This window comes from Burkholderia sp. AU32262, assembly GCF_020419985.1.
Taxonomy (GTDB): domain Bacteria; phylum Pseudomonadota; class Gammaproteobacteria; order Burkholderiales; family Burkholderiaceae; genus Burkholderia; species Burkholderia semiarida.
This window is the reverse complement of the sequence record NZ_JAIZRS010000023.1, coordinates 85445-104194: the sequence shown is the minus strand read 5'-3', so window position 1 is coordinate 104194 and position 18750 is coordinate 85445. Positions and strand designations below refer to the sequence as shown.

Annotated in this window: 19 protein-coding genes; 10 read left to right on the top strand and 9 right to left on the bottom strand. The window is 68.2% G+C overall.

Annotated elements, in window-relative coordinates; genetic code table 11:
* Positions 1–28: 28 nt before the first annotated feature.
* The 6 genes from LGN10_RS25260 to LGN10_RS25235 all read right to left on the bottom strand — a co-directional run bounded on the left by LGN10_RS25260 (position 29) and on the right by LGN10_RS25235 (position 6559).
* Positions 29–811, bottom strand: coding sequence for a lytic transglycosylase domain-containing protein (locus tag LGN10_RS25260; RefSeq protein WP_059585109.1), 783 nt, complete (start codon positions 809–811; stop codon positions 29–31).
* Positions 811–1485: a type III secretion system export apparatus subunit SctR gene (sctR, locus tag LGN10_RS25255; RefSeq protein WP_059584725.1), complete on the bottom strand. Its 675-nt coding sequence runs from the start codon at positions 1483–1485 to the stop codon at positions 811–813. Before sctR ends, LGN10_RS25260 begins: the two co-directional genes overlap by 1 nt.
* 3 nt (positions 1486–1488) lie before the next feature.
* Positions 1489–2646: a type III secretion system cytoplasmic ring protein SctQ gene (gene sctQ, locus LGN10_RS25250; protein ID WP_226225371.1), complete on the bottom strand. Its 1158-nt coding sequence runs from the start codon at positions 2644–2646 to the stop codon at positions 1489–1491.
* 391 nt (positions 2647–3037) lie between these two features.
* Positions 3038–3436: a winged helix-turn-helix domain-containing protein gene (locus tag LGN10_RS25245; RefSeq protein ID WP_059639757.1), complete on the bottom strand. Its 399-nt coding sequence runs from the start codon at positions 3434–3436 to the stop codon at positions 3038–3040.
* A 448-nt stretch (positions 3437–3884) separates the two neighbouring features.
* Positions 3885–6095: a xanthine dehydrogenase family protein molybdopterin-binding subunit gene (locus tag LGN10_RS25240; protein WP_059584730.1), complete on the bottom strand. Its 2211-nt coding sequence runs from the start codon at positions 6093–6095 to the stop codon at positions 3885–3887.
* Positions 6096–6097: 2 nt separating this feature from the next.
* Positions 6098–6559, bottom strand: coding sequence for a (2Fe-2S)-binding protein (locus LGN10_RS25235; RefSeq protein WP_006480868.1), 462 nt, complete (start codon positions 6557–6559; stop codon positions 6098–6100).
* A gap of 180 nt (positions 6560–6739) precedes the next feature.
* On the opposite strand from LGN10_RS25235, the gene LGN10_RS25230 reads away from it, so the two are divergent.
* From LGN10_RS25230 to LGN10_RS25210, 5 genes are all read left to right on the top strand, one after another.
* The gene (locus tag LGN10_RS25230) at positions 6740–7663 is read left to right on the top strand and encodes an AraC family transcriptional regulator (RefSeq protein ID WP_226225370.1); all 924 of its coding nucleotides are present in this window, start codon (positions 6740–6742) and stop codon (positions 7661–7663) included.
* A gap of 1243 nt (positions 7664–8906) precedes the next feature.
* The gene (locus LGN10_RS25225; protein WP_179231784.1) at positions 8907–9176 is read left to right on the top strand and encodes a hypothetical protein; all 270 of its coding nucleotides are present in this window, start codon (positions 8907–8909) and stop codon (positions 9174–9176) included.
* Between the two features lie 363 nt (positions 9177–9539).
* A complete protein-coding gene (locus tag LGN10_RS25220) occupies positions 9540–9863 on the top strand; it encodes a hypothetical protein (protein ID WP_059585110.1) in 324 nt (107 codons plus the stop codon).
* 111 nt (positions 9864–9974) lie between these two features.
* Positions 9975–10565 carry a hypothetical protein gene (locus LGN10_RS25215; protein ID WP_059584733.1) on the top strand — a complete coding sequence of 197 codons (591 nt, stop codon included), beginning with the start codon at positions 9975–9977 and terminating at the stop codon, positions 10563–10565.
* Between the two features lie 72 nt (positions 10566–10637).
* Complete coding sequence (locus tag LGN10_RS25210) at positions 10638–10919, top strand: hypothetical protein (protein WP_226225369.1); 282 nt, start codon at positions 10638–10640, stop codon at positions 10917–10919.
* On the opposite strand, the gene LGN10_RS33755 is transcribed toward LGN10_RS25210, so the two are convergent.
* Positions 10903–11214, bottom strand: a complete 312-nt coding sequence (locus LGN10_RS33755) for a hypothetical protein (RefSeq protein ID WP_226093905.1) — start codon at positions 11212–11214, stop codon at positions 10903–10905. The genes LGN10_RS25210 and LGN10_RS33755 overlap by 17 nt on opposite strands.
* On the opposite strand from LGN10_RS33755, the gene LGN10_RS25200 reads away from it, so the two are divergent.
* The 4 genes from LGN10_RS25200 (at position 11204) to LGN10_RS25185 (ending at position 15496) form a co-directional block, all read left to right on the top strand.
* On the top strand, positions 11204–12592 hold the full coding sequence (locus LGN10_RS25200; RefSeq protein WP_226225368.1) for a chemotaxis protein CheA: 1389 nt from the start codon (positions 11204–11206) through the stop codon (positions 12590–12592). The genes LGN10_RS33755 and LGN10_RS25200 overlap by 11 nt on opposite strands.
* A 154-nt stretch (positions 12593–12746) precedes the next feature.
* On the top strand, positions 12747–13331 hold the full coding sequence (locus LGN10_RS25195; RefSeq protein ID WP_059584737.1) for a hypothetical protein: 585 nt from the start codon (positions 12747–12749) through the stop codon (positions 13329–13331).
* A 164-nt stretch (positions 13332–13495) separates the two neighbouring features.
* Positions 13496–14863: a sigma-54 dependent transcriptional regulator gene (locus LGN10_RS25190; protein ID WP_373453017.1), complete on the top strand. Its 1368-nt coding sequence runs from the start codon at positions 13496–13498 to the stop codon at positions 14861–14863.
* 126 nt (positions 14864–14989) lie between these two features.
* Positions 14990–15496 carry a hypothetical protein gene (locus LGN10_RS25185; protein WP_059639752.1) on the top strand — a complete coding sequence of 169 codons (507 nt, stop codon included), beginning with the start codon at positions 14990–14992 and terminating at the stop codon, positions 15494–15496.
* 27 nt (positions 15497–15523) lie between these two features.
* Here the strand turns inward: LGN10_RS25185 and LGN10_RS25180 are convergent, their stop codons facing one another.
* Complete coding sequence (locus tag LGN10_RS25180) at positions 15524–16015, bottom strand: hypothetical protein (protein WP_059584743.1); 492 nt, start codon at positions 16013–16015, stop codon at positions 15524–15526.
* A 377-nt stretch (positions 16016–16392) separates the two neighbouring features.
* Between LGN10_RS25180 and LGN10_RS25175 the strand changes: the two genes are divergently transcribed.
* Positions 16393–17070 (top strand): response regulator transcription factor, encoded by a 678-nt coding sequence (locus LGN10_RS25175; RefSeq protein ID WP_059585111.1) that lies wholly within the window; start codon positions 16393–16395, stop codon positions 17068–17070.
* Positions 17071–17088: 18 nt separating this feature from the next.
* Here the strand turns inward: LGN10_RS25175 and LGN10_RS25170 are convergent, their stop codons facing one another.
* The gene (locus LGN10_RS25170) at positions 17089–18642 is read right to left on the bottom strand and encodes a methyl-accepting chemotaxis protein (RefSeq protein ID WP_089465672.1); all 1554 of its coding nucleotides are present in this window, start codon (positions 18640–18642) and stop codon (positions 17089–17091) included.
* Positions 18643–18750: the final 108 nt, after the last annotated feature.

The window sequence follows — 18750 nt, the reverse complement described above, 5'->3', positions numbered from 1 at the left end:
GCGCACGGTGCCGCGCGCGATCAAGCGATCACGGGTCGAGACACCGCACGCACAGCCGCTTCGCCTGGCTCGCCGGCAAGCCGCGGCACATCATCACGACCGGGCGCGCATGGCACGACGGCGCATCGGCGGACGCGGCCGGCAACGGCAGCCTGCGCGCGCGTTCGGGCGGCGTGGTCGCGGCCGCGTCCATGCGCCGCTGCCGTGCCGGCGGCGGCACGTCGCGCACGACCGGGATCGGTTCGACGCCGCCTTCGTGCGCGTTGCGCTGCGCGCTCGCGACGACGCGGCTCACGTAGCCGCTCGAGAAACCGGTCGTGAAGTTGCCGCTGTAGTAGCACGACAGCGCCGCGCGCAATGCGGCCTGGGCCGGGCGGCCGGTATTCGACGAGCGCGCGAAGCATTCGGTCAGGATCGCGCCGCCGGCCCGCAGGTTGCGGCACGGCTCGAACATCGTCGTTTCATCGAGCCCGTATTTCGCGAAATTGCGCTCGTTCACCTGCGCGAGCCCGACGCTGTAGCTGAAGCCGCGCGCCGCGAGTTCACGCGCGGTCGCGCGCGCCTCGTCGAGCGACGCCGGCTGGCGCGCCAGGTGGCCGCCGACCACACCGATCGCATACGGATTGAAGCCCGACTCGGTGCGCACCAGCGCGGCGAGCGTATCGGGGTCGACGTTCGGCGCGCACGCGCGCGCCAGTTGCGCGAAGCCGGCGGCGCTGCCGGCCGCATGCGCGACGCCGTGCTGCCCGCACGCGAGCGCGATCAACACGCAAACGCATGCGGCGGCGGTTCGCAGGGCGCGTGCGCGCATCATCCGGCTCCGGCGACCCGATACGACAGCACGAGCCCGTGCACGAGCAGCGACCAGCCGTCGAGCGCGACGAACAAGAGCAGCTTGAACGGCACCGAGATCGTCGTCGGCGAGATCATCTGCATCCCGAGCGCGAGCAGGATGTTCGCGACCAGCAGGTCGACGACGATGAACACGATATAGATCACGAAGCCGATCTGGAACGCCTTCGTCAGCTCGGCGAGCGTGAAGCTCGGCACCAGCACGAGCAGGTCGTCGTCCTTGATGCCGTCCGCGCGGTGCTTCGGCCATACCGAGGTGGCCGTGCGCACGAAGAATTCGCGGTCGCGCTGCCGTGTATGCGACACGAGGAAATCCTTGATCGGCGGCAGCGCGGCATCGGCGAGCGCGCCGATGTCCGAAGTCGACAACTGTCCCGACGCATCGAAGTGGCGCGCCTGCAGCGCGTCGCGGATCGACATCCCGACGGGCGCCATGATGAACAGCGACAGGATCAGCGCGATGCCGTTCAGCACGAGGTTCGGCGGCACCTGTTGGATGCCGAGCGCGGAGCGCAGCAGGCCGAGCACGACCACCAGCTTCGTGTAGCTCGTCACCATCAGCGCCGCGAACGGCGCGATGCCGAGCGCGGCGATCACCGCGATCAGCGCGACCGGATTCGGCAGGTTGCCCATCGCTCAGCGCTCGCGCGGCGCGGGCTGCGTCAGCGTGACCACGCGCACGCCGAGCTTCTGGCCGACCGCGATCAGATGGCCGGTGCCGATCAGCATCCCGTTCGCGACGAGATGGATCACGCTCTGGTTGATCCCTTGCTGCAGTTCGATCACGGCGCCCGGCTGCAGCGCGCTCAGCTCGCCGAGCGGCATCGACGTGGGCGGCAGCTCGAAGCGCAGGTCGACCGCGAGGCCGTCGAGCGAGCGCGGCGCGTCGGCGGGCGGCGCGTCGTGCGTCGTCGGCGGCGCGGAGTCGGTGCGGGTCGGTTCCAAAGGCATCTCCCTGATTCGTTCGACGGTCAGCCGGTTGCCCGACGGCCGTCCGGTGATTTCCCACGCCGGCGCGGCCGGCAGCCGCGCGACGCACAGCAGGTTCTGCTCGTGCGCGTGCCAGCGCTCGATCGCGATGATGTCGCCGCCGACGACGTCGGCCAGCTCGGCCGTCGTCAGCTCGGTGCGGCCGATCTCGAACACGAGCGGCACGGGCAGGTTCGCGTAGGCCGCGCTCGCCGACGTGCGCGCGGCGGGCGCGGCCGCGAAGAACACGGCCAGCGCATCCGGCGCATCGAACAGCAGCGCGCCGTGGCAGCGCCACGCGGCGTCGGCGCGCCGCAGCTCGAAGCGCAGCGCGGCCGGCGACGCGTGCCAGGCCGGTGCGTGATCGGCCGGCGGCAGCAGTTCCACGCGCTGCCGCGTCGCCGCCTGCAGTACGGCCGTGAGCGGCGCGGCGAGGTCGGCGAGCAGCGCCGCGCGGATCACGGCCGGTACGGCCGGGTCGGCCGCCTCGCCGAGCCATTCGGTTTCCGCGACGGGGTCGATCCATAGCGTGCCGGCGGCCGGGCCGACGATGAAGCGGTACGCGTGCGCATCGGCGGCCGGCTCGGCGTCGACGCGCCAGCGCACCTCGTACGCGTGCTCGCCGAGCGTGACCGGAACGGCGCCGGTCGCGCAGTACGCGTGCGACAGCCCGCGCGCGGCGGCGGCGGACAGGCGCGGCAGGTAGGGCGACGCGTCGAGCGCGACCGCGGCCGGCGCGGCGGCCGCGGGCGGTTCGGAGGCGGCGGGCATGGCCCGGGTCGCGGCGTCGCCGGCGTCGGCATTCGTCAGGAACAGCGCAGGCACGGCGGGATCGGGGCGGATTCGGCGTTGGTTCGACGGGTTGTTCTGGGGCCGGCGGCGCCGAGGGGCGCGCGGCTGCTGCGTCGATTGTAGGGACGGCGATGGCCGCGTGCCGCGCCGAAATCCGTAGTCGCGACCGTCGCGCGGAGACGGCGGGAGCAGGACGCTACGAAGCGTGACGAAGTGCGGCGGAGGGCGGTGAAGAGGCGACGCGACGGCCGGCGATCAAAGGCAACCGCCGCCCGGAGGCGGCGGTCGGGGCGCGACTGGCTGGTGGGCCGGGCGGGGTGCAGGCCGCGGCCGGCTGGCAAGCCGCGAGGTAATGTGAATCCGCGCAGCGCGGTGAGGGAAGCGTTGCCGGCGTGCCGCGAACGCGCGGCGCGCGGGTGAAGCGTTACGCGTAGTCGGCGGCCATCGCGGGTTGAGGCGCCGCGCGTACGATCGGCGCCGCGTCGTGGCGCTCGACGTGCGTCATCGCCGCACCGAACAGCACGAGGCGATAACCGACCGCGTAGATCGGGATGATCCGCAGGTTCTTGTCGTGTTCGAGCTGCAGTTTCGAACGGATCCGCGAGATATGGGTGTCGAGCGTGCGCGACGACACGCCGAGCTCGCGGCCCCACACGGCTTCCTGGATTGCCTGCCGCGGCACGATCTTGTTCATGTTGTCGAGCAGGAATTCGACGACGTCGAATTCGCGCGGCGTCACGTCGACGACCTTGTCGTCGATTTCGATCGTGCGGCGGACGAAGTTGATTTTTATGTTGTCGATGTACAGGTATTTGCAATCCATGGTGGCCCTCGCATGTCCTAGAAGGAGTGTTTGCGGGTCCTGTGCTGCAACTTCCGGGCCAGGGGCGGGATCGTCACGTGGTGGCGGCCGCGCGGAGCGGCGCAGAGGGTCCGGCAGCCTTGAATTCAAAAGAATTTTTAACGGGAAGCGTCGGGCAGGCGGTGAAAGGGCCGGATCGACGGTGAAGGATTGTTACGTAGCATCGGCGCGCCGACGTTACGGGCGTTACGTCTGACGTAACGTGGGAGAGGGGATGGTTTACGGGGACGGGCTGGATGATGGTTCAGCCAGATAGCGAACCCTACATCGAACTCTACCGGGTTTGCCTTATTTTATTTTTAAATCAATGGGTTGTATGAAATTCCCGCCGACATCGAACCCTACATCGACAGCGGCGAAACGCCGGCCACGGGGCATGCCCCGTGGCCGGCGCGCTATCGCATCGGGATCAAGCCTTCGCGCCATCCGCCGAATCGAACGGCAGCACGTAATGCCGCTTGCCCGTCGCCGCGAAGATCGCGTTCGCGACGGCCGGCCCGACCGGCGCGACGCCCGGCTCGCCGACCCCGGTGGGCGCCTCGGCCGACGGCACGATATGCACCTCGACCTTCGGCATCTCGGCCATCCGCAGCACGTGGTAGCCGTCGAAGTTGCGCTGCTCGACCTGGCCGTCCTTCAGCGTGATCGCGCTGTGCATCGCCGCGCCGAGTCCGAACCCGATGCCGCCTTCCATCTGCGCGGCGACGATGTCGGGATTGATCGCGATTCCGCAGTCGACCGCGCACACCACGCGCTCGACCTTCACCTTGCCGTCCGCGTCGACCGACACCTCGGCCACCTGCGCGACATAGCTCTTGAACGCCTCGGCCACCGCGATCCCGCGCCCGCGCCCCTTCGGCAGCGGCTTGGCCGGATCCCAGCCGGCCTTCTGCGCGGCCAGCTCCAGCACCGCGCGCATGCGCGGCTCCTTCGCGAGCAGGTCGCGGCGGAACGCGTACGGATCCTTGCCGGCCGCGTGCGCGGCTTCGTCGATGAACGCCTCGACCGCGTAGGCCGTGTGCGAGCTGCCGACCACGCGCCACCACAGCACGGGCACGCCCGTCTTCGCGGTGGTGAGTTCGACCGACACGTTCGGCACCGCGTACGGCAGGTTCGCCGCGCCCTCGACCGACGTCGCGTCGATCCCGTTCTTGACCATGAACGCCTCGAACGGCGTGCCGGCGAGGATCGACTGGCCGACGATCCGGTGACGCCAGCCCACCAGCCGGCCGTCCGCGGTCAGGCCCGCGTCGAGCTTGTGGAAGTACATCGGCCGGTAGAAGCCGCCCTGGATGTCGTCCTCGCGCGTCCATTGCAGCTTGACGGGCTTGCCGTCCGCGCCGAGCGCCTTCGCGATCGACACGGCCTCGACCACGTAATCCGACCACGCGTTCGCGCGCCGGCCGAAGCTGCCGCCCGCATACAGCGTGTGGATCTTCACCTGCTCGGGCTTCAGTCCGGCGACCTTGGCCGCGTTGCCCTGGTCGACCGTCTGGAACTGGTCGCCGGCCCAGATCTCGCAACTGTTCGCCGTCAGCTTGACGACCGCATCGAGCGGCTCCATCGGCGCGTGCGCGAGATACGGGAATTCGTACGTCGCGCTGATCTTGCGCGCCGCGCCGGCGATCGCCGCATCGGCATCGCCGTCCTTGCGCGCGGACGCGCCCGGCTTCTCCGCGAGTTGCCGGTATTCGCGCATGATCTCGTCCGAGCCGCGCTTTTCCGCCTTCGTTTCGTCCCATTCGACCTTCAGCGCGTCGCGGCCTTGTTTCGCGGCCCAGAAGCCCGTCGCGACGACCGCGACGCCGCCCGGCACCTGCACGACCGAGACGACGCCCGGCACGGCCTTCGCGGCTGTCGCGTCGAACGATTTCACCGTCGCGCCGAAGCGCGGCGGCCGCTGCAGCAGCGCGACGCGCATGCCGGGGAATGTCGTGTCGAGCGTGAATTGCGCGGTGCCGTTCGATTTGGCCGACCCGTCGACGCGCGGAATGCGATGGCCGATCAGCTTGAAATCGGCCGGCTGCTTCAGCGTGACCTTGTCCGGCACGGGCAGCTTCGACGCATCGGCGACGAGCGCGCCGTACGTGGCCGTCTTGCCGCTCTTCGCGTGCGTGACGACGCCGTTGGCGGTGGTCAGCTCGCCGGCCGGCACCTTCCAGCGGGCCGCCGCGGCCGACACGAGCATCGCGCGTGCCTTGCCGCCCGCTTCGCGCAGTTGCTGCCACGAGTTCGCCATGGCCGAGCTGCCGCCCGTGCCCTGCATCGTGCCGAACGCGAGGTTCGCATAGCGCTTCGCATCGGCCGGCGCGCTTTCGACGCGCACGCTCGACCAGTCGGCGTCGAGCTCCTCGGCGACGATCGTCGCGATGCCTGTATACGCGCCCTGGCCCATTTCGACGTGCTTCGCGATGACCGTGACGGCGCCGTCGGGCGTGATGCGCAGGAACGCATTCGGCGCGAATTCGCCGGCGGGGGCGGTGGCGGCGAGCGCGCGGCGGCCGAGGCCGGCCCAGTCGAAGCCGATCGTCAGGCTGACGGCGGCGGTTGCCCCCGCGGCTTTCAGGAACGTGCGGCGCGACGGGCGCACCGAACCGGTATTGTCGAGTTCGATCGTCATGGTCAGGCTCCCAGCGTCGCGGCCGCGTCGTGGATCGCGGCCCGGATGCGGGCGTAGGTCGCACAGCGGCAGAGGTTGCCGTTCATCGCGGCGTCGATGTCCGCGTCGGTCGGCTTCGGGTTCTGTTCGAGCAAGGCGGTGGCCGACATGATCTGGCCGGACTGGCAATAGCCGCACTGCGGCACCTGGAGCTTGACCCACGCGGCCTGCACGGCCTGCGCGGGCTTGCTTTGCAGGCCTTCGATCGTCGTGACGTGCTTGCCCGCGATGCCGGCGAGCGGCAGCACGCACGAGCGGACGGCCTGGCCTTCGAGATGCACCGTGCATGCGCCGCACTGCGCCATGCCGCAGCCGAATTTCGTGCCGGTCAGTCCCGCGTGTTCGCGAATCGCCCAGAGGACGGGCATCGACGGATCGGCGTCGAGCGTGACGTTCTTGCCGTTCAGGACAAACGAGGTAGGCATTTTTATGTCTCCATGGGGAAAACCCGCCTTACGGACAGGTTAGCCGGGAGTGTGCGCGAGCAGCCGCTTTTTGCGTCTACCCAATCCTGCAAATTTATTGAACAATCCTGCAAATCCCCGCCACGCCGCGAGCCGTTTCGCTATGCTCGCGCGACACGGGAAATCATTCGAGGATGCGTCATGGACATGACCGATATCGTCGCGTCGCGCGAGTCCGGCCGGCGCGAACTGGCGTCGCTGATCGGCCGCTTCGCGCCGGCCGACGGCTCGCATTCGACGGCCGTGCCGGGCCTGATGCTGCATCGGCACACGCGGCCGGTCGACCTCGGCTGCGGCGTGTCGCGCGCCGCGCTGGTGATCGCCGCGCAGGGCGCGAAGCGCGTGATCGTGGCCGGCCAGGCATACGAATACGACACCCAGAATTGCCTGATTACGTCGATCGACTTGCCGATCCTGTCGCGCGTGACGCGTGCAACGCCGGAGGCGCCGTACCTGTGCCTGTCGCTGACGCTCGATCCGCAGCGCATCGTCGAGCTCGCGGCCGAGATGCGGCTGCCCGAGCCCGAAGCCGGCCCGGAAGGCGAGGGGATCGCGCTCGCCGAGCTGACGCCGCCGCTGCTCGATGCGGCGTTGAGACTGCTGCGGCTGCTCGATACGCCGGCCGACATCGCGGTCGTCGCGCCGCTGATCGAGAAGGAAGTGCTGTACCGGCTGATGACGAGCGGGCAGGGCACGCGGCTGCGGCACATGGCGATCGCCGGCAGCCAGACGCACCGGATCGCGCGTGCGATCGAATGGATCCGCGATCACTTCGCGGAGCCGATGCGCGTCGAGTCGCTCGCGCAGGCGGTCAACATGAGCGTGTCGTCGCTGCACCATCATTTCAAGCACGTGACGACGCTGAGCCCGCTGCAGTACCAGAAGCAGCTGCGGCTGCACGAGGCGCGGCGGCTGCTGCTGCGGCAGGGCGGCGACGTCGGGTCGGTGGCGGCCGTCGTCGGCTACGAAAGCGCGTCGCAGTTCAGCCGCGAATATAGCCGGCTGTTCGGCGCGCCGCCGATGCGCGACGTCGCGCATCTGCGGAAGAAGGAGCTGCTCGGCTGACGGGCGGCCGGCCCGTTGCCGCTCATCAATTCGCGTCGACCGTTGCCTGGCGGAATGCCGGCGCGGCGCTCCGGTTTCACTGACGACCCCGTCGATGCCTGAACGACGCAAGCATCGATCGGTGGCGACCTTCATCGCCTTTTCACCGACACGCCGATTGGCGTGCGGCCGCTACCGCGCATTGACCGTTCGGTATGTACGTTCGTGTTTCGCGCGTGCATGGTGGGGCAGTGACGCGTCCGTGTCGGTCGCAGGATCGATGCGGTCCGATACGACGAGATGCGCGATAAACCAGGCTGTCGCGAGATTGGCGACGTGAGCACCGTTTTGAATCGGCATGTTTCAGTGATGAGAATCAAGCGGATGGTGGATCGAATATGTCGCTTCAATGAATGACCCGTCGGTGCGCCATGGATGAAAGGCGAATCGAATGGAAACGAAAAAATGATGCGCCCGTTTTTGCCAGGATCGCATGTTTTTCCTTTTAAATTTTTATGTCCGCAACGCACCGGACGGCAGCATTCTCGCTGCATGATCGTGTGGCTATTCTCACGGATGAATCAAATCCGTTTCCCATTTCGGAGCGACTCGGTGTTCCGGCCGTATCGGCGGCCATTCGGCGTCGAGCATCGAGCGACTGAATCCGCGTTGTCCGGCGTCATGGAAGGTTTGCCGGCATGCTGCAACACGCGGTTTGCCGGCGCAAGCGCGTGAACCAGCGGCCCTGTCGCGAAACGCTTCTCAACTATGAAACAACCGTTCGCAGGGGTGTCCGGCGTGCCTCGGCGCGCCGAATTCGTCCGCCAAATCAGCGCATTGCGTCGCATTGTTCGAGGATCACTGCCGCGAACGTCCCGTTATCGCGATACATTCGTGAAACAAAAAATGCCGTTTCCGGCGAAATGATCAGGCCTGGCGGCTGTTTTCGGCGCGCAATGCTCGGTGGAATATCGCATGGCATGCGGTTTGCGACACAGGACGCACCGGCGAGCGGTCGACACGATGCAACAACGATGTGGGGGCGGCCAGTTCGTCATAAGCCAGTCGGGGAAGCGGCGATGAACACTATAAGCAGTGGCTTGATCCGCGCGTTTCTTGCGCACCATAGGGGTAGTCCGATTGATCGGGGTAGCGCTTGCGACGCAGTGCCAGCGTCGCCGGTCGCGCCTTGCCGATTTCGCGCCCTCCGCGCGCGCCGCGTGCTGGAGCGGTTGCCGTTGCGCGCCGCAACCCGGCGACAGCGATGCTCGACTTCATCGAGCGTTCCCGGATGGGCCACGCTGTTCATGCCGGACAGCGCGCCGATTCCACTTCAACCGTGCAGAGCCGTTTCGATCGCGCCGGGCCAGTGCCGGCGCCGGCCGGACTAGATCGAACGCGCGTCGGCCGGATTATCCGGAAGGCCTTTCTCCGTCAGCTCAGGGAGCAGACATGTCGTCTGGCTGCAATGCATGCCCGTTATCGCCCGGCTAAAGGGCATATGCGGAACGCGTGCCGCATTTTGCAGTATTAAATACATTCGCGAATTTTCAATTCGGAAAGCGGGTGCCTGGTTTGCGCGTCACTTTTGGATGGGGTATTGAAAATCGCGAGCCGGAAGGATGCGCGCGTCGTTCCGGTTGATGTAATCATGGGTGTTTCAAGAGCGTATCAATGCTCATAAAAATAATAGAAAACACCTACGCATAAATTTTGGAAAAATTGAAAACATAAAACTAGACTTCGGCTGGCCAAAAATAAATGAGAAGGTTTGCAATTCGATAATTATTTCCCGATTTGATAGCAATCCTTATTTTTTGAGGATTGCTCGAGGCAGGAGGATCGATGGCGTGCGATCTTCCATGCTCATTCTCTCCACGCCGTTATGGAGTCGACCATGAAGAAGCTTCTGATTGCAGCAGCAGTTCTGGTGGTTTCGGGTGCAGCGTTTGCCGGCAGCGGCACGGTGTCGAGCACCACTTCGACGAGCGGTGGCCAGACGATGGCAGGGGTCACCGGGTTCGGCCACTTCACCGCGACCGATTCCGGCTCCGCCCTCGGCGCAGCCGGTGCAACGGCGGGCTACGGCGGCAGCGGCTCGATCTCGTACACGAACCACACGCAAACGTCGACGGTCGGCGGCTTCGGCTTCGGCGGCGCACAAGCAGGCGGCAGCAGCGGCGCGAATGCGGGCTCGACCGGCTGGACGTATCACCACTAAGCCGCGACGCGTAGCGTTCGTCATTGGCTGGCGGTGCGGAGGCCGGGCCTTGCCGCGTGCGGGCAGGCTCGGCTCCGCCACCGTCGAACTTCCTCACGGCAAGGGATTGCTATGAAAGCCAAAGTCATTTTAGCGACCGCGCTCACCGTCATTTCGTCCGCTGCATTGGCGGCCGGATCGTCCACGACCAACCAGACGCAATCCGTTGCGGCGGGTGTTTCCGGTTCGGTGCTGGTCGGCTCCGGCAGCTATACCAGCAATTCGACTTCGACGGCCGGCGCGAATGCAGGCAGTACCGTGACACCGGCCGGCTCCGCCGGCACGGCGTCCGCGTATCACAACTCGACTTCGACGGCCAGCGGTTGGGGCACGAACGGGGGCGCGTTCGCGGCAGGCGGCGGTATCGGTGCCGCAGGCTCGTTCGCCGGAAACGGCAGCACGAACGAGAACGCGAATGCGCTTTCGGGAGGGGTGACCGCCACGATCGTACTCGGCGCGAACCACTACACGGCCACGGGCGCGAACGACCACGGCATGGCCAACGCCGGCGCCGCGGGTTGGACGGGCATGGGCGGGTCGGGCGCGATCGCGGGCTCGAATCACACCAACGCGTCGACCGCGTGGAGTACCGGTCCGGCCGGTTCGCCGTCCGCATCGGGCGGAAGCCAGGCCGACTCGAGCGCGACCGGGAGCAGTCATTAGTCAGGTGTGGGGGGGCCAGTTTCCCAGCGACGCTGGTCTCTTTTCCACCTTGTTGTCACGTAAGGAGTTGGCATGAAGCAGAACCTGATTGCCGCCGCGCTGATGCTCGCGTCGCTGACGGCGTATGGCGCCGACCGTGCCGCCGATGGCGGGCAATCGACTATGCAGACGTCAAACAACCGTGACCAGACAACCAAACCGTCAGAACAACAAACGCTTTCGTCGGGCAGCGCGATCGGCGGACCTGACACCCGGCAATGGCAGGGCATGTCGGCCGGCTCGTGGTCCCAGCTGGGCAGCGGCTGGAAGCAGTTCGGGGAAGCAGAGAAATCTGAAGTCATTCAGGGGAATTAGTACGGTTGCCTGGGTCGGAGGTCCAACCTCGTCCGGAGAGTGAAATGAACAGCAACAGGATCAAGGTGGCATGCGCGGCGATGTTCGCGATGACCACGATCGGCGCCCAGGCGCAAACCGCCGATTCGACGTCGAGTGCGCAGTCGACGACGTCGTCGACCGCGATCAGCCAGGGCGGTGGTTCGAGCATGAACACGAACACCACGAGTTCGCGCGGCGGCAATGCCACGAGCAGCAGCGGGGTACGCGGCAGCGGCAATTCGAGCGTGAACGTGAACGTGACGATGCCGTCCACTACGGCCGGCGGCAACGTGGCGCCGCAGAGCACGAACGCACTCGCGACCGGCGCGCCGGGCTCCAGCCCGTACAACACGCAGGCGACGGAAAACGTCAATTACTCGGGTACGCAGACGATCAAGACGAATCCGTCGATCCAGGCGCCCGGCCTCACGACCACGCTGTCCGATACCTGCATGGGCTCGGTGAGCGTCGGCGTGTCGTTCCCGGGGTTCGGCGCGACGGGCGGCACGACGCTGGTCGACCAGGCCTGCGTGCGGCGTCTCGATGCGCGCGAATTCCGTGCGATGGGGTTGACCGACGTGGCGCTCGCGCTGCTGTGCCAGAGCGATGCGAACCGGCGCGCGGTGGAGGCGACCGGGCACCTGTGTCCGGGCACGACCGCGCCGCTCGCGCGTTCGAACGTGGCGCCCAGCGTCGAAGCGACCGTCGCGGACGACATCAAGTATCGCGATCCGATCGTGCGCGACCGGATGGGCCTGCCGCCGCTCGGCTCGACCGTGCCGGCGCCCGCGGCGACGCGCCCGATCGAGACGGCGTCGATGCGCGCCGCGCCTGTTTCGATGCCGGTGCCGGTTCCTGTCCCGACGATGGCGCCCGTCGCCGCCGCGCCTGCCGTCGCGACGCCGTCCGTTGCCGCAGCCGCGCCGGCCGTTGCAGCGGCAGTCCCCTCGGCCGCGGCACCCGTGGCGACAGCCGCGCCTGCGGCCGTCGCCGCGCCCGCTGCGTCGGTCGTACCGGCCGCCGCAATGGCCGCCGTGCCGGCTGCAGCGGTCATTGCCGCACCGGTCGCGGCCGACAAGGCCACGCCAGCGCCGGCCGCACCGGTGGCCGATACGAAGGCGCCGGAGCCCGCGCAGCCGGTCGCCGACAAAGCCTCCGAACCCGCGCCGGCGATTGCCGACAAGACGCCCGGGCCTGCTCCGGCCGCCGCCGACACGGCTCCCGAGCCAGCACAGCCCGTCGCCGACAACGTACCGGAGCCGATGCCGGCCGCGACCGACACGGCGCGGGCTGCGGGCGAGATGGTGGCCGAACCGATGCCGGCGGCTGCCGTCGTCGCGGCGCCGGCAGCCGATGCGAAGGCTGCCGATGCGAAGGCTGTCGAACCGGCGCCGCAGGCATCGGCCGAACCGCCTGCCCCGGAGGCCGCGCCGCCGGCGGTCGCCGCGGCACCGGCCGACATGCCGGCCCCCGTCGCGAAAGTGCCGGACGCGGTCGAACCCGCAGTAGCCGCCGCCGCGCCGCCCGCCGCCGCATCGGCGTTGACCGATCCGGCGCAAGCGTTGTCGCCGGCCACGGTCGACCAGCAGGCCGCACCTGCTGCGCCGGTCGCGCCGGCGCCGACCGTCATCTCGACGAGTACCTCGTCGTAAGCATGCGGACCGGTTTGCCGTGCGACCGGCGCGCCGGCCGCACGGCAGGCGTTCGACCCGATGCCCGATGGTCGTTTCCTGTTTGACGGGTGTTGTTCCGATCCCCGAGGTCAACACCTCTTTTGCGTGACGAGGATGCAAGGAGGCCTCAATCATGAGGATCTTTTTGGTCGCTTTGCTGCTGGCCAGCGTGCAAGCCGCTGCGCAGTCGGTTTTCCAGAATCCCGCGGTCTTCGTCATCCTGAGCGAGCAGACGCTTGCGAACGCCGCGAGCGTGCAGCAGGCGCTGTCGACCCTCGGCCGTCCCGACAACGCGGCATGCGCGCCGATGATGATGATCGGCGATCCGCAGATGATCTACATGATGCCGGAAGCGGGCCACGCGCCATCGTGGCAATCGCCGGTGTACGGCCGAGGCGCGCCGTTCGACGCACAGAGCGGGCCGAGGCCGACCGGCAAGACGGTCGGCGCGATGCAGCACGCCGAGGACATGCGGACGCAACCGTGGAGCGACGGCAGCGCGCTCACGCAGAAGATCGCGGGCGAGCCGGCCGTGACGGCGGCGGACCGGGTGAACGCATGGCGGCACACCGGGCTCGACCGGATCGAAACGGCCCGCGCGTCGGACGTGACGGTAAACGGCAAGACCTACCGCGCCTATCGCGACGATCTCAACGGATCGGCGAAGCCCGTCGTCGAGCCGCAGGTCTACACGCAGCGCGTCGTGTTCTGCCGATGACACGGCATCGATTCGAGGACGGAGCGGCGCCGCGCCGCAGGGCCGCGGGCCCCGCCGGCGCGATCGGGCAACGGCCGCTCCGATACCCACCCTTATGCGGCGAGGCGATCGTGAACCATTGTTGTCAACCGAGCATGTCAGGCCCGCGAGAGGTCGAACGGCAGATGAGCGCGCTGCCGTTCATCGCGGTCCGGCACGACCCCGTCGCGCCGTCGCGCCCGCTCGTTTACCTGTCGCAGCGACACGATGCCGCGCTCGTCGATATGCTCGCGTCGCGCGGCTGGGACGTGCGGCGCGCCAAAACCGTGGCCGATGCGCTGAATCTCGTCAGGGCGAACCGTCCGCATGCGGGCATCGTCGATTTCGACAGTTTCGCGTCGCCGGACGTCGCGTCGTTCGAGGCGCTGCTGCGCGACCCGCGTGTCGGCTGGCTCGCGTTCGCCGGCGGCGAGCGGTTGCGCAACCTCGCGATCGCGCGCCTGATCCGCCGCTGCTGCTTCGACTACGTGCGCAACCCGGCGGCGTACACGACGATCGGCTATCTCGTCGGCCATGCATACGGGATGCTGAAGCTCGCGGACGGCGACCCGGCCGCGGAGGCGCCGCCGCCCGGCGGCGAGATGATCGGCGCGTGCGGCGCGATGCGCCGGCTGTTCGCGACGATCCGCAAGGTCGCGAACACCGACGCGACCGTGTTCATCGCCGGCGAATCCGGCACCGGCAAGGAGCTGACGGCTGCGGCGATCCACCGGCAGTCGTCGCGCGCCGACGCACCGTTCGTCGCCGTGAACTGCGCGGCCATCCCGACGTCGCTGCTGCAGGCCGAACTGTTCGGGCACGAGCGCGGCGCGTTCACGGGCGCGCACCAGCGCAAGATCGGCCGCATCGAGGCCGCGCACGGCGGCACGCTGTTTCTCGACGAAATCGGCGACATGCCGTTCGAGAGCCAGGCGAGCCTGCTGCGGTTCCTGCAGGAAGGGAAGATCGAGCGGCTCGGCGGGCATGCGTCGATTCCGGTCGACGTGCGGATCGTGTCGGCGACCCACGTCGATCTCGAAGCCGCGATGCGGGCCGGGCGGTTCCGCGCCGACTTGTACTACCGCCTGTGCGTGCTGCGGATCGACGAGCCGCCGCTGCGCATGCGCGGCCGCGACATCATGCTGCTGGCCGACGACGTGCTGCGGCGCTATCGCGGCGACGGCTCGTACCGGATTCGCGGCTTCACGCCGTGCGCGATCGAGGCGATCCACAACTATCCGTGGCCCGGCAACGTGCGCGAGCTGATCAACCGGATCCGCTTCGCCGTCGTGATGACGAACGGCCCGCTGATCTCCGCCGCCGATCTCGAACTGCACGCGTACACGTCGCTGCGCCCGCCGACGCTCGCGCAGGCGCGCCGGCAGGCCGAGCGGCACGCGATCGAGGAAACGCTGCTGCGTCACCGGCAGCAGCATGCGAACGCCGCGTCGGAGCTGGGAATCTCGCGGGCGACGCTGTACCGTCTGATGACCGCGCACGGGCTGCATGGCTGACGCGCCGCGGCGGCGGCGCTCAAGACCGCGCGGCGGCAGCCGTTAAAACAGGAAACGGCCCGGCCGGAACGCGCATCGATGGGCGCGCAACCGGCACGCGGCGCATCACGCTTATCCGAGGTCATCGTGGCAGAGTGCAGTCAGTGCGGCAGGACGTTCCTGGTCGGCGGGCAGTCGATCGACGGCCGCCGCTATTGCGGCCCGGCATGCGCGCAGGCGCATCCGGTCGTCGTCGAGGCCGAACGGGTGCCCGACGCGAAGGTTCGGCAGTATGTGGACGACTGGCGCTACGGGCCATGCCCGATCTGCCTGCGCGAAGGGCAGCCGGTCGATATTCACGCGTCGCATCGCGTCGTGTCGCTCGTGTTCGTGACGCGCTGGGCGACGCGGCGCCACGTGTGCTGCCGCCGCTGCGGCCGCAGGAAGCAGGCGCTCGCGCTGCTCGCGTCGGCCGCGCTCGGCTGGTGGGGGCTGCCGTGGGGCATCGTGCTGACGCCGATCCAGCTCGCACGCAACGTGCTCGGCCTGGCCGCGCGCGACCCGGAGGCCGCGACGCCGCAATTCGAGGAACTGGTGCGGCGCAAGCTGGCCGCCCGCCGGCTCGCACGCGCGCAGCGGGGCGCTGGCGCCTGACCGCGCGCTTCGGCGCGCCGCGCGCGCTCAGGCCGGCCGGTCGAAACCCGATGCGACCCAGCGTTCGGCGCTGGCCTTGTTGAGCTTGAACCCGGCCGACACCTTCGCTTCGGCCAGCAGTTCGCCATACGGATCGCATGCCTTGAGCTGCGCATACGGTTCGAACTCGTCCGGCACGATGTCGAGCGTCACCGACACATCCTGCCCGGCTTCGTCCTGCACCGTCACTTCCTTGTGCAGCATCGCGCGCCGCTGCTGTTCGTGGCGCATCAGCACTTCGGTCGCGGTCTTCACGAGCGTGCGGAACGCGTTCGCGTCCATCGGTTTCGGGTTCTTCTTGTCGCGGCCCATGGTCCACGGCCCGACGAGCGCGGGCTCGGACTCGCCGTCCTTGACCATTTCGACGGCCCAGCCGTCGTCGTCTTCGTTCTTGATGATGCGGGCCGTCCAGCCGTTGTCGCGCCAGAGGCCGTCTTCGTGGATGGAGGTGTCGTCGGATTGCAGGTCGGAATCGGTCATGAGGAAAGCGGGCAGTACGGGCAAGCCGGCGAAGGCGCGGGCGCGCGCGGCCGGTGACGGCGCGTCGCTCGCCGCCGGCGGGCCGGGGTGGCATGCAAACGCGCAATTTTACCCGCTGGCCGGCCGCGCGGTGCGTGCGGTCGGCCATCCGGCCGATCCCGCGGCGGCCCATCTGCCGGTCGTCGCGCGTCGAACGCCGCAAATATCAAACCTGTATTACGTTTTCGGCGGCCAATTCGTACGCCGTCCGATATCGCGCCCGGGCGGACATTCATAGAATCGGCATTCGGGCTAAAAATAGCCTGAACGTCATTTCAACGCCCAACCGGTCGCGTGCGCTTCGCGTGGCGGGGCCGGTGAACCACCAGGAACTGCGCATGAGGAAATTCAACGTTCGCATCGTCGTCGCATACGACTGGCCGCTGACGCTGGCCGGTATCGAGCAGATCGCAGACAGCAGCTGCGCGATCGAGCTCGTCGCGGTCTACCGGAGCGCGGCCGAACTGGTCGCGTCGCTCGGCGGCGTCGATTGCGACATCGTGCTGGTCGACTATGCGATTCGCGGCGACGAGCAGATGGACGGCCTCGCGCTGTTCGACTGGCTGCGCCGCACGCGGCCGAACGTCGGCATCGTCGCGCTGGTCGCGAACGAGAACCCGCTGATCTTCCGGTCGATCCTCGCGAACGGCGGCGTGAGCATCGTCAGCAAGCTCGACGAGGTCGGCCACATCGTCACGGCGATCCATTCGAGCTACAGCGGCGGCGCCTACCTGTCGCCGTCCGTGCGGCGCGCGGTCGATGCGCTCGGCACGCGCGGCGACGCGCCCGTGAAGCTGTCGGCGCGCGAGATCGAGGTCATTCGCCTGTATCTGGCGGGCGTACCGATCAAGACGATCGCGCAGCGCCTGAGCAAGGGCAAGCAGACGGTCAGTGCGCAGAAGATCAGCGCGATGAAGAAGCTCGGCGCGAACAACGACGTCGAGCTGATCCAGCGGGCGGCGGGGCTGGGGCTCGGCAGCGCCGAGGCCGCGCGGCGGGCGGGCAGCGCGGCGTGAGCGCAGGGTGGGGCACCGTCAGGCCGGCAACGCGAACCGCGTCACCGCGTCGCGCAGCGCCTCGGCCTGATCGCGCAGCGAATGCGCGGCCGCCGCGGCCTGCTCGACGAGCGCTGCGTTCTGCTGCGTGACCTGATCCATCTCACCCACCGCGCGGTTGACCTGCTCGATCCCGGCGCTCTGCTCGCGCGATGCGTGGCTGATTTCGTCGAGGATCTCGTTCACGCGCCGCACCGATTGCACGATCTCGGCCATCGTCTCGCCCGCGTGCGTGACGAGCGTCGCGCCGTGCTGGACCGTCTCGTTCGACGACACGATCAGCGACTTGATTTCCTTGGCCGCCGTCGCCGAGCGTTGCGCGAGCGAGCGCACTTCGGCCGCGACCACCGCGAAGCCGCGGCCCTGTTCGCCCGCCCGCGCCGCTTCGACGGCCGCGTTCAGCGCGAGGATGTTGGTCTGGAACGCGATCCCGTCGATCACGCCGATGATGTCGCCGATCTTGTGCGAACGGTCGGTGATCTCGTTCATCGTGCGCACGACGTCGTCGACCACCGCGCTGCCGCGCGTCGCGACCTGCGCGGCCTGGCCGGCAAGCGACGCGGCCTGCGCGGCGCTGTCCGCGTTCTGCTTCACGTTCGCGGTCATCTGGTCCATGCTCGACGCGGTCTGCACGAGCGCGGCCGCCTGTTCCTCGGTGCGCTGCGACAGGTCCGTGTTGCCGGAGGCGATCTCGCTCGCGCCGACGTTGATGTTCTCGGTGCCGGTGCGGACGCGCGACACCATGTCGATCAGCCCGCCCTGCATCGTGTGCAGCGCATGCAGCAGGCTGCCGCGATCGTCCTGCTTCACGGCCACGCGCGCGGTCAGGTCGCCCTGCGCGATGCGTTGCGCGGCGTCGAGCGCCACTTCGAGCTCGCCGCCGAGGTTCGCGCGCACGCTTTTCAGCACCAGCACCATCACGGCGGTCGCGATCGCGCCGAGCACGGCCGTCATCGCGAACCAGCGGCCGACGCTTGCGAGCACCGCCGTGCGCACGTCGTCCATGTACATGCCGGTCACCAGATACCAGTCCCACGGCGCGAAGCGCTGCACGGCGCTGGTCTTCTCCTGCGGCTTGTCCGCGCCCGGCTTCGGCCACAGATATTCGACGAAGCCCTTGCCGCCTTCCGCGTTGCCGGCCTTCACGATCTCGACGAACAGGTGCTGGCCGTTCGGATCGGTGAAATTCGACACGTCCTTGCCGTTGAGCTCGGCCTTGATCGGATGCATCACGATCACCGGCTTCGAATCGTTGACCGAGATATAGCCGTCGACGCCATGGCGCATCGCGGCGATCGCCTCGAGCGCCTTCTGCTTCGCATCGGCTTCCGGCAGCGCGTTCTGCTGCGACAGCTTGTAGTAGTGATCGGTCACGCTCGCGGCCTGCGCGACCAGCGATGCAAGCTGGTCGCGGCGGTCCGCGATCATCGACGCGCGGGTCTGCCATGCGCCGAGCCCGGCGATCACGAGCAGGCCGAGCCACAGGATGACGATCATCGACGCGAGTTTTTGATTCAGGGAAAGATTGCGCATGGTGTGAGGTTGGTCAGTCGAGAACGCTTGCCGGAACGGCGTGACGGGATAAGTCTCTTGACGGCGCGCCATGCGTGTCGCCGTAGACGGGAAATCCCTTAGAAGCGG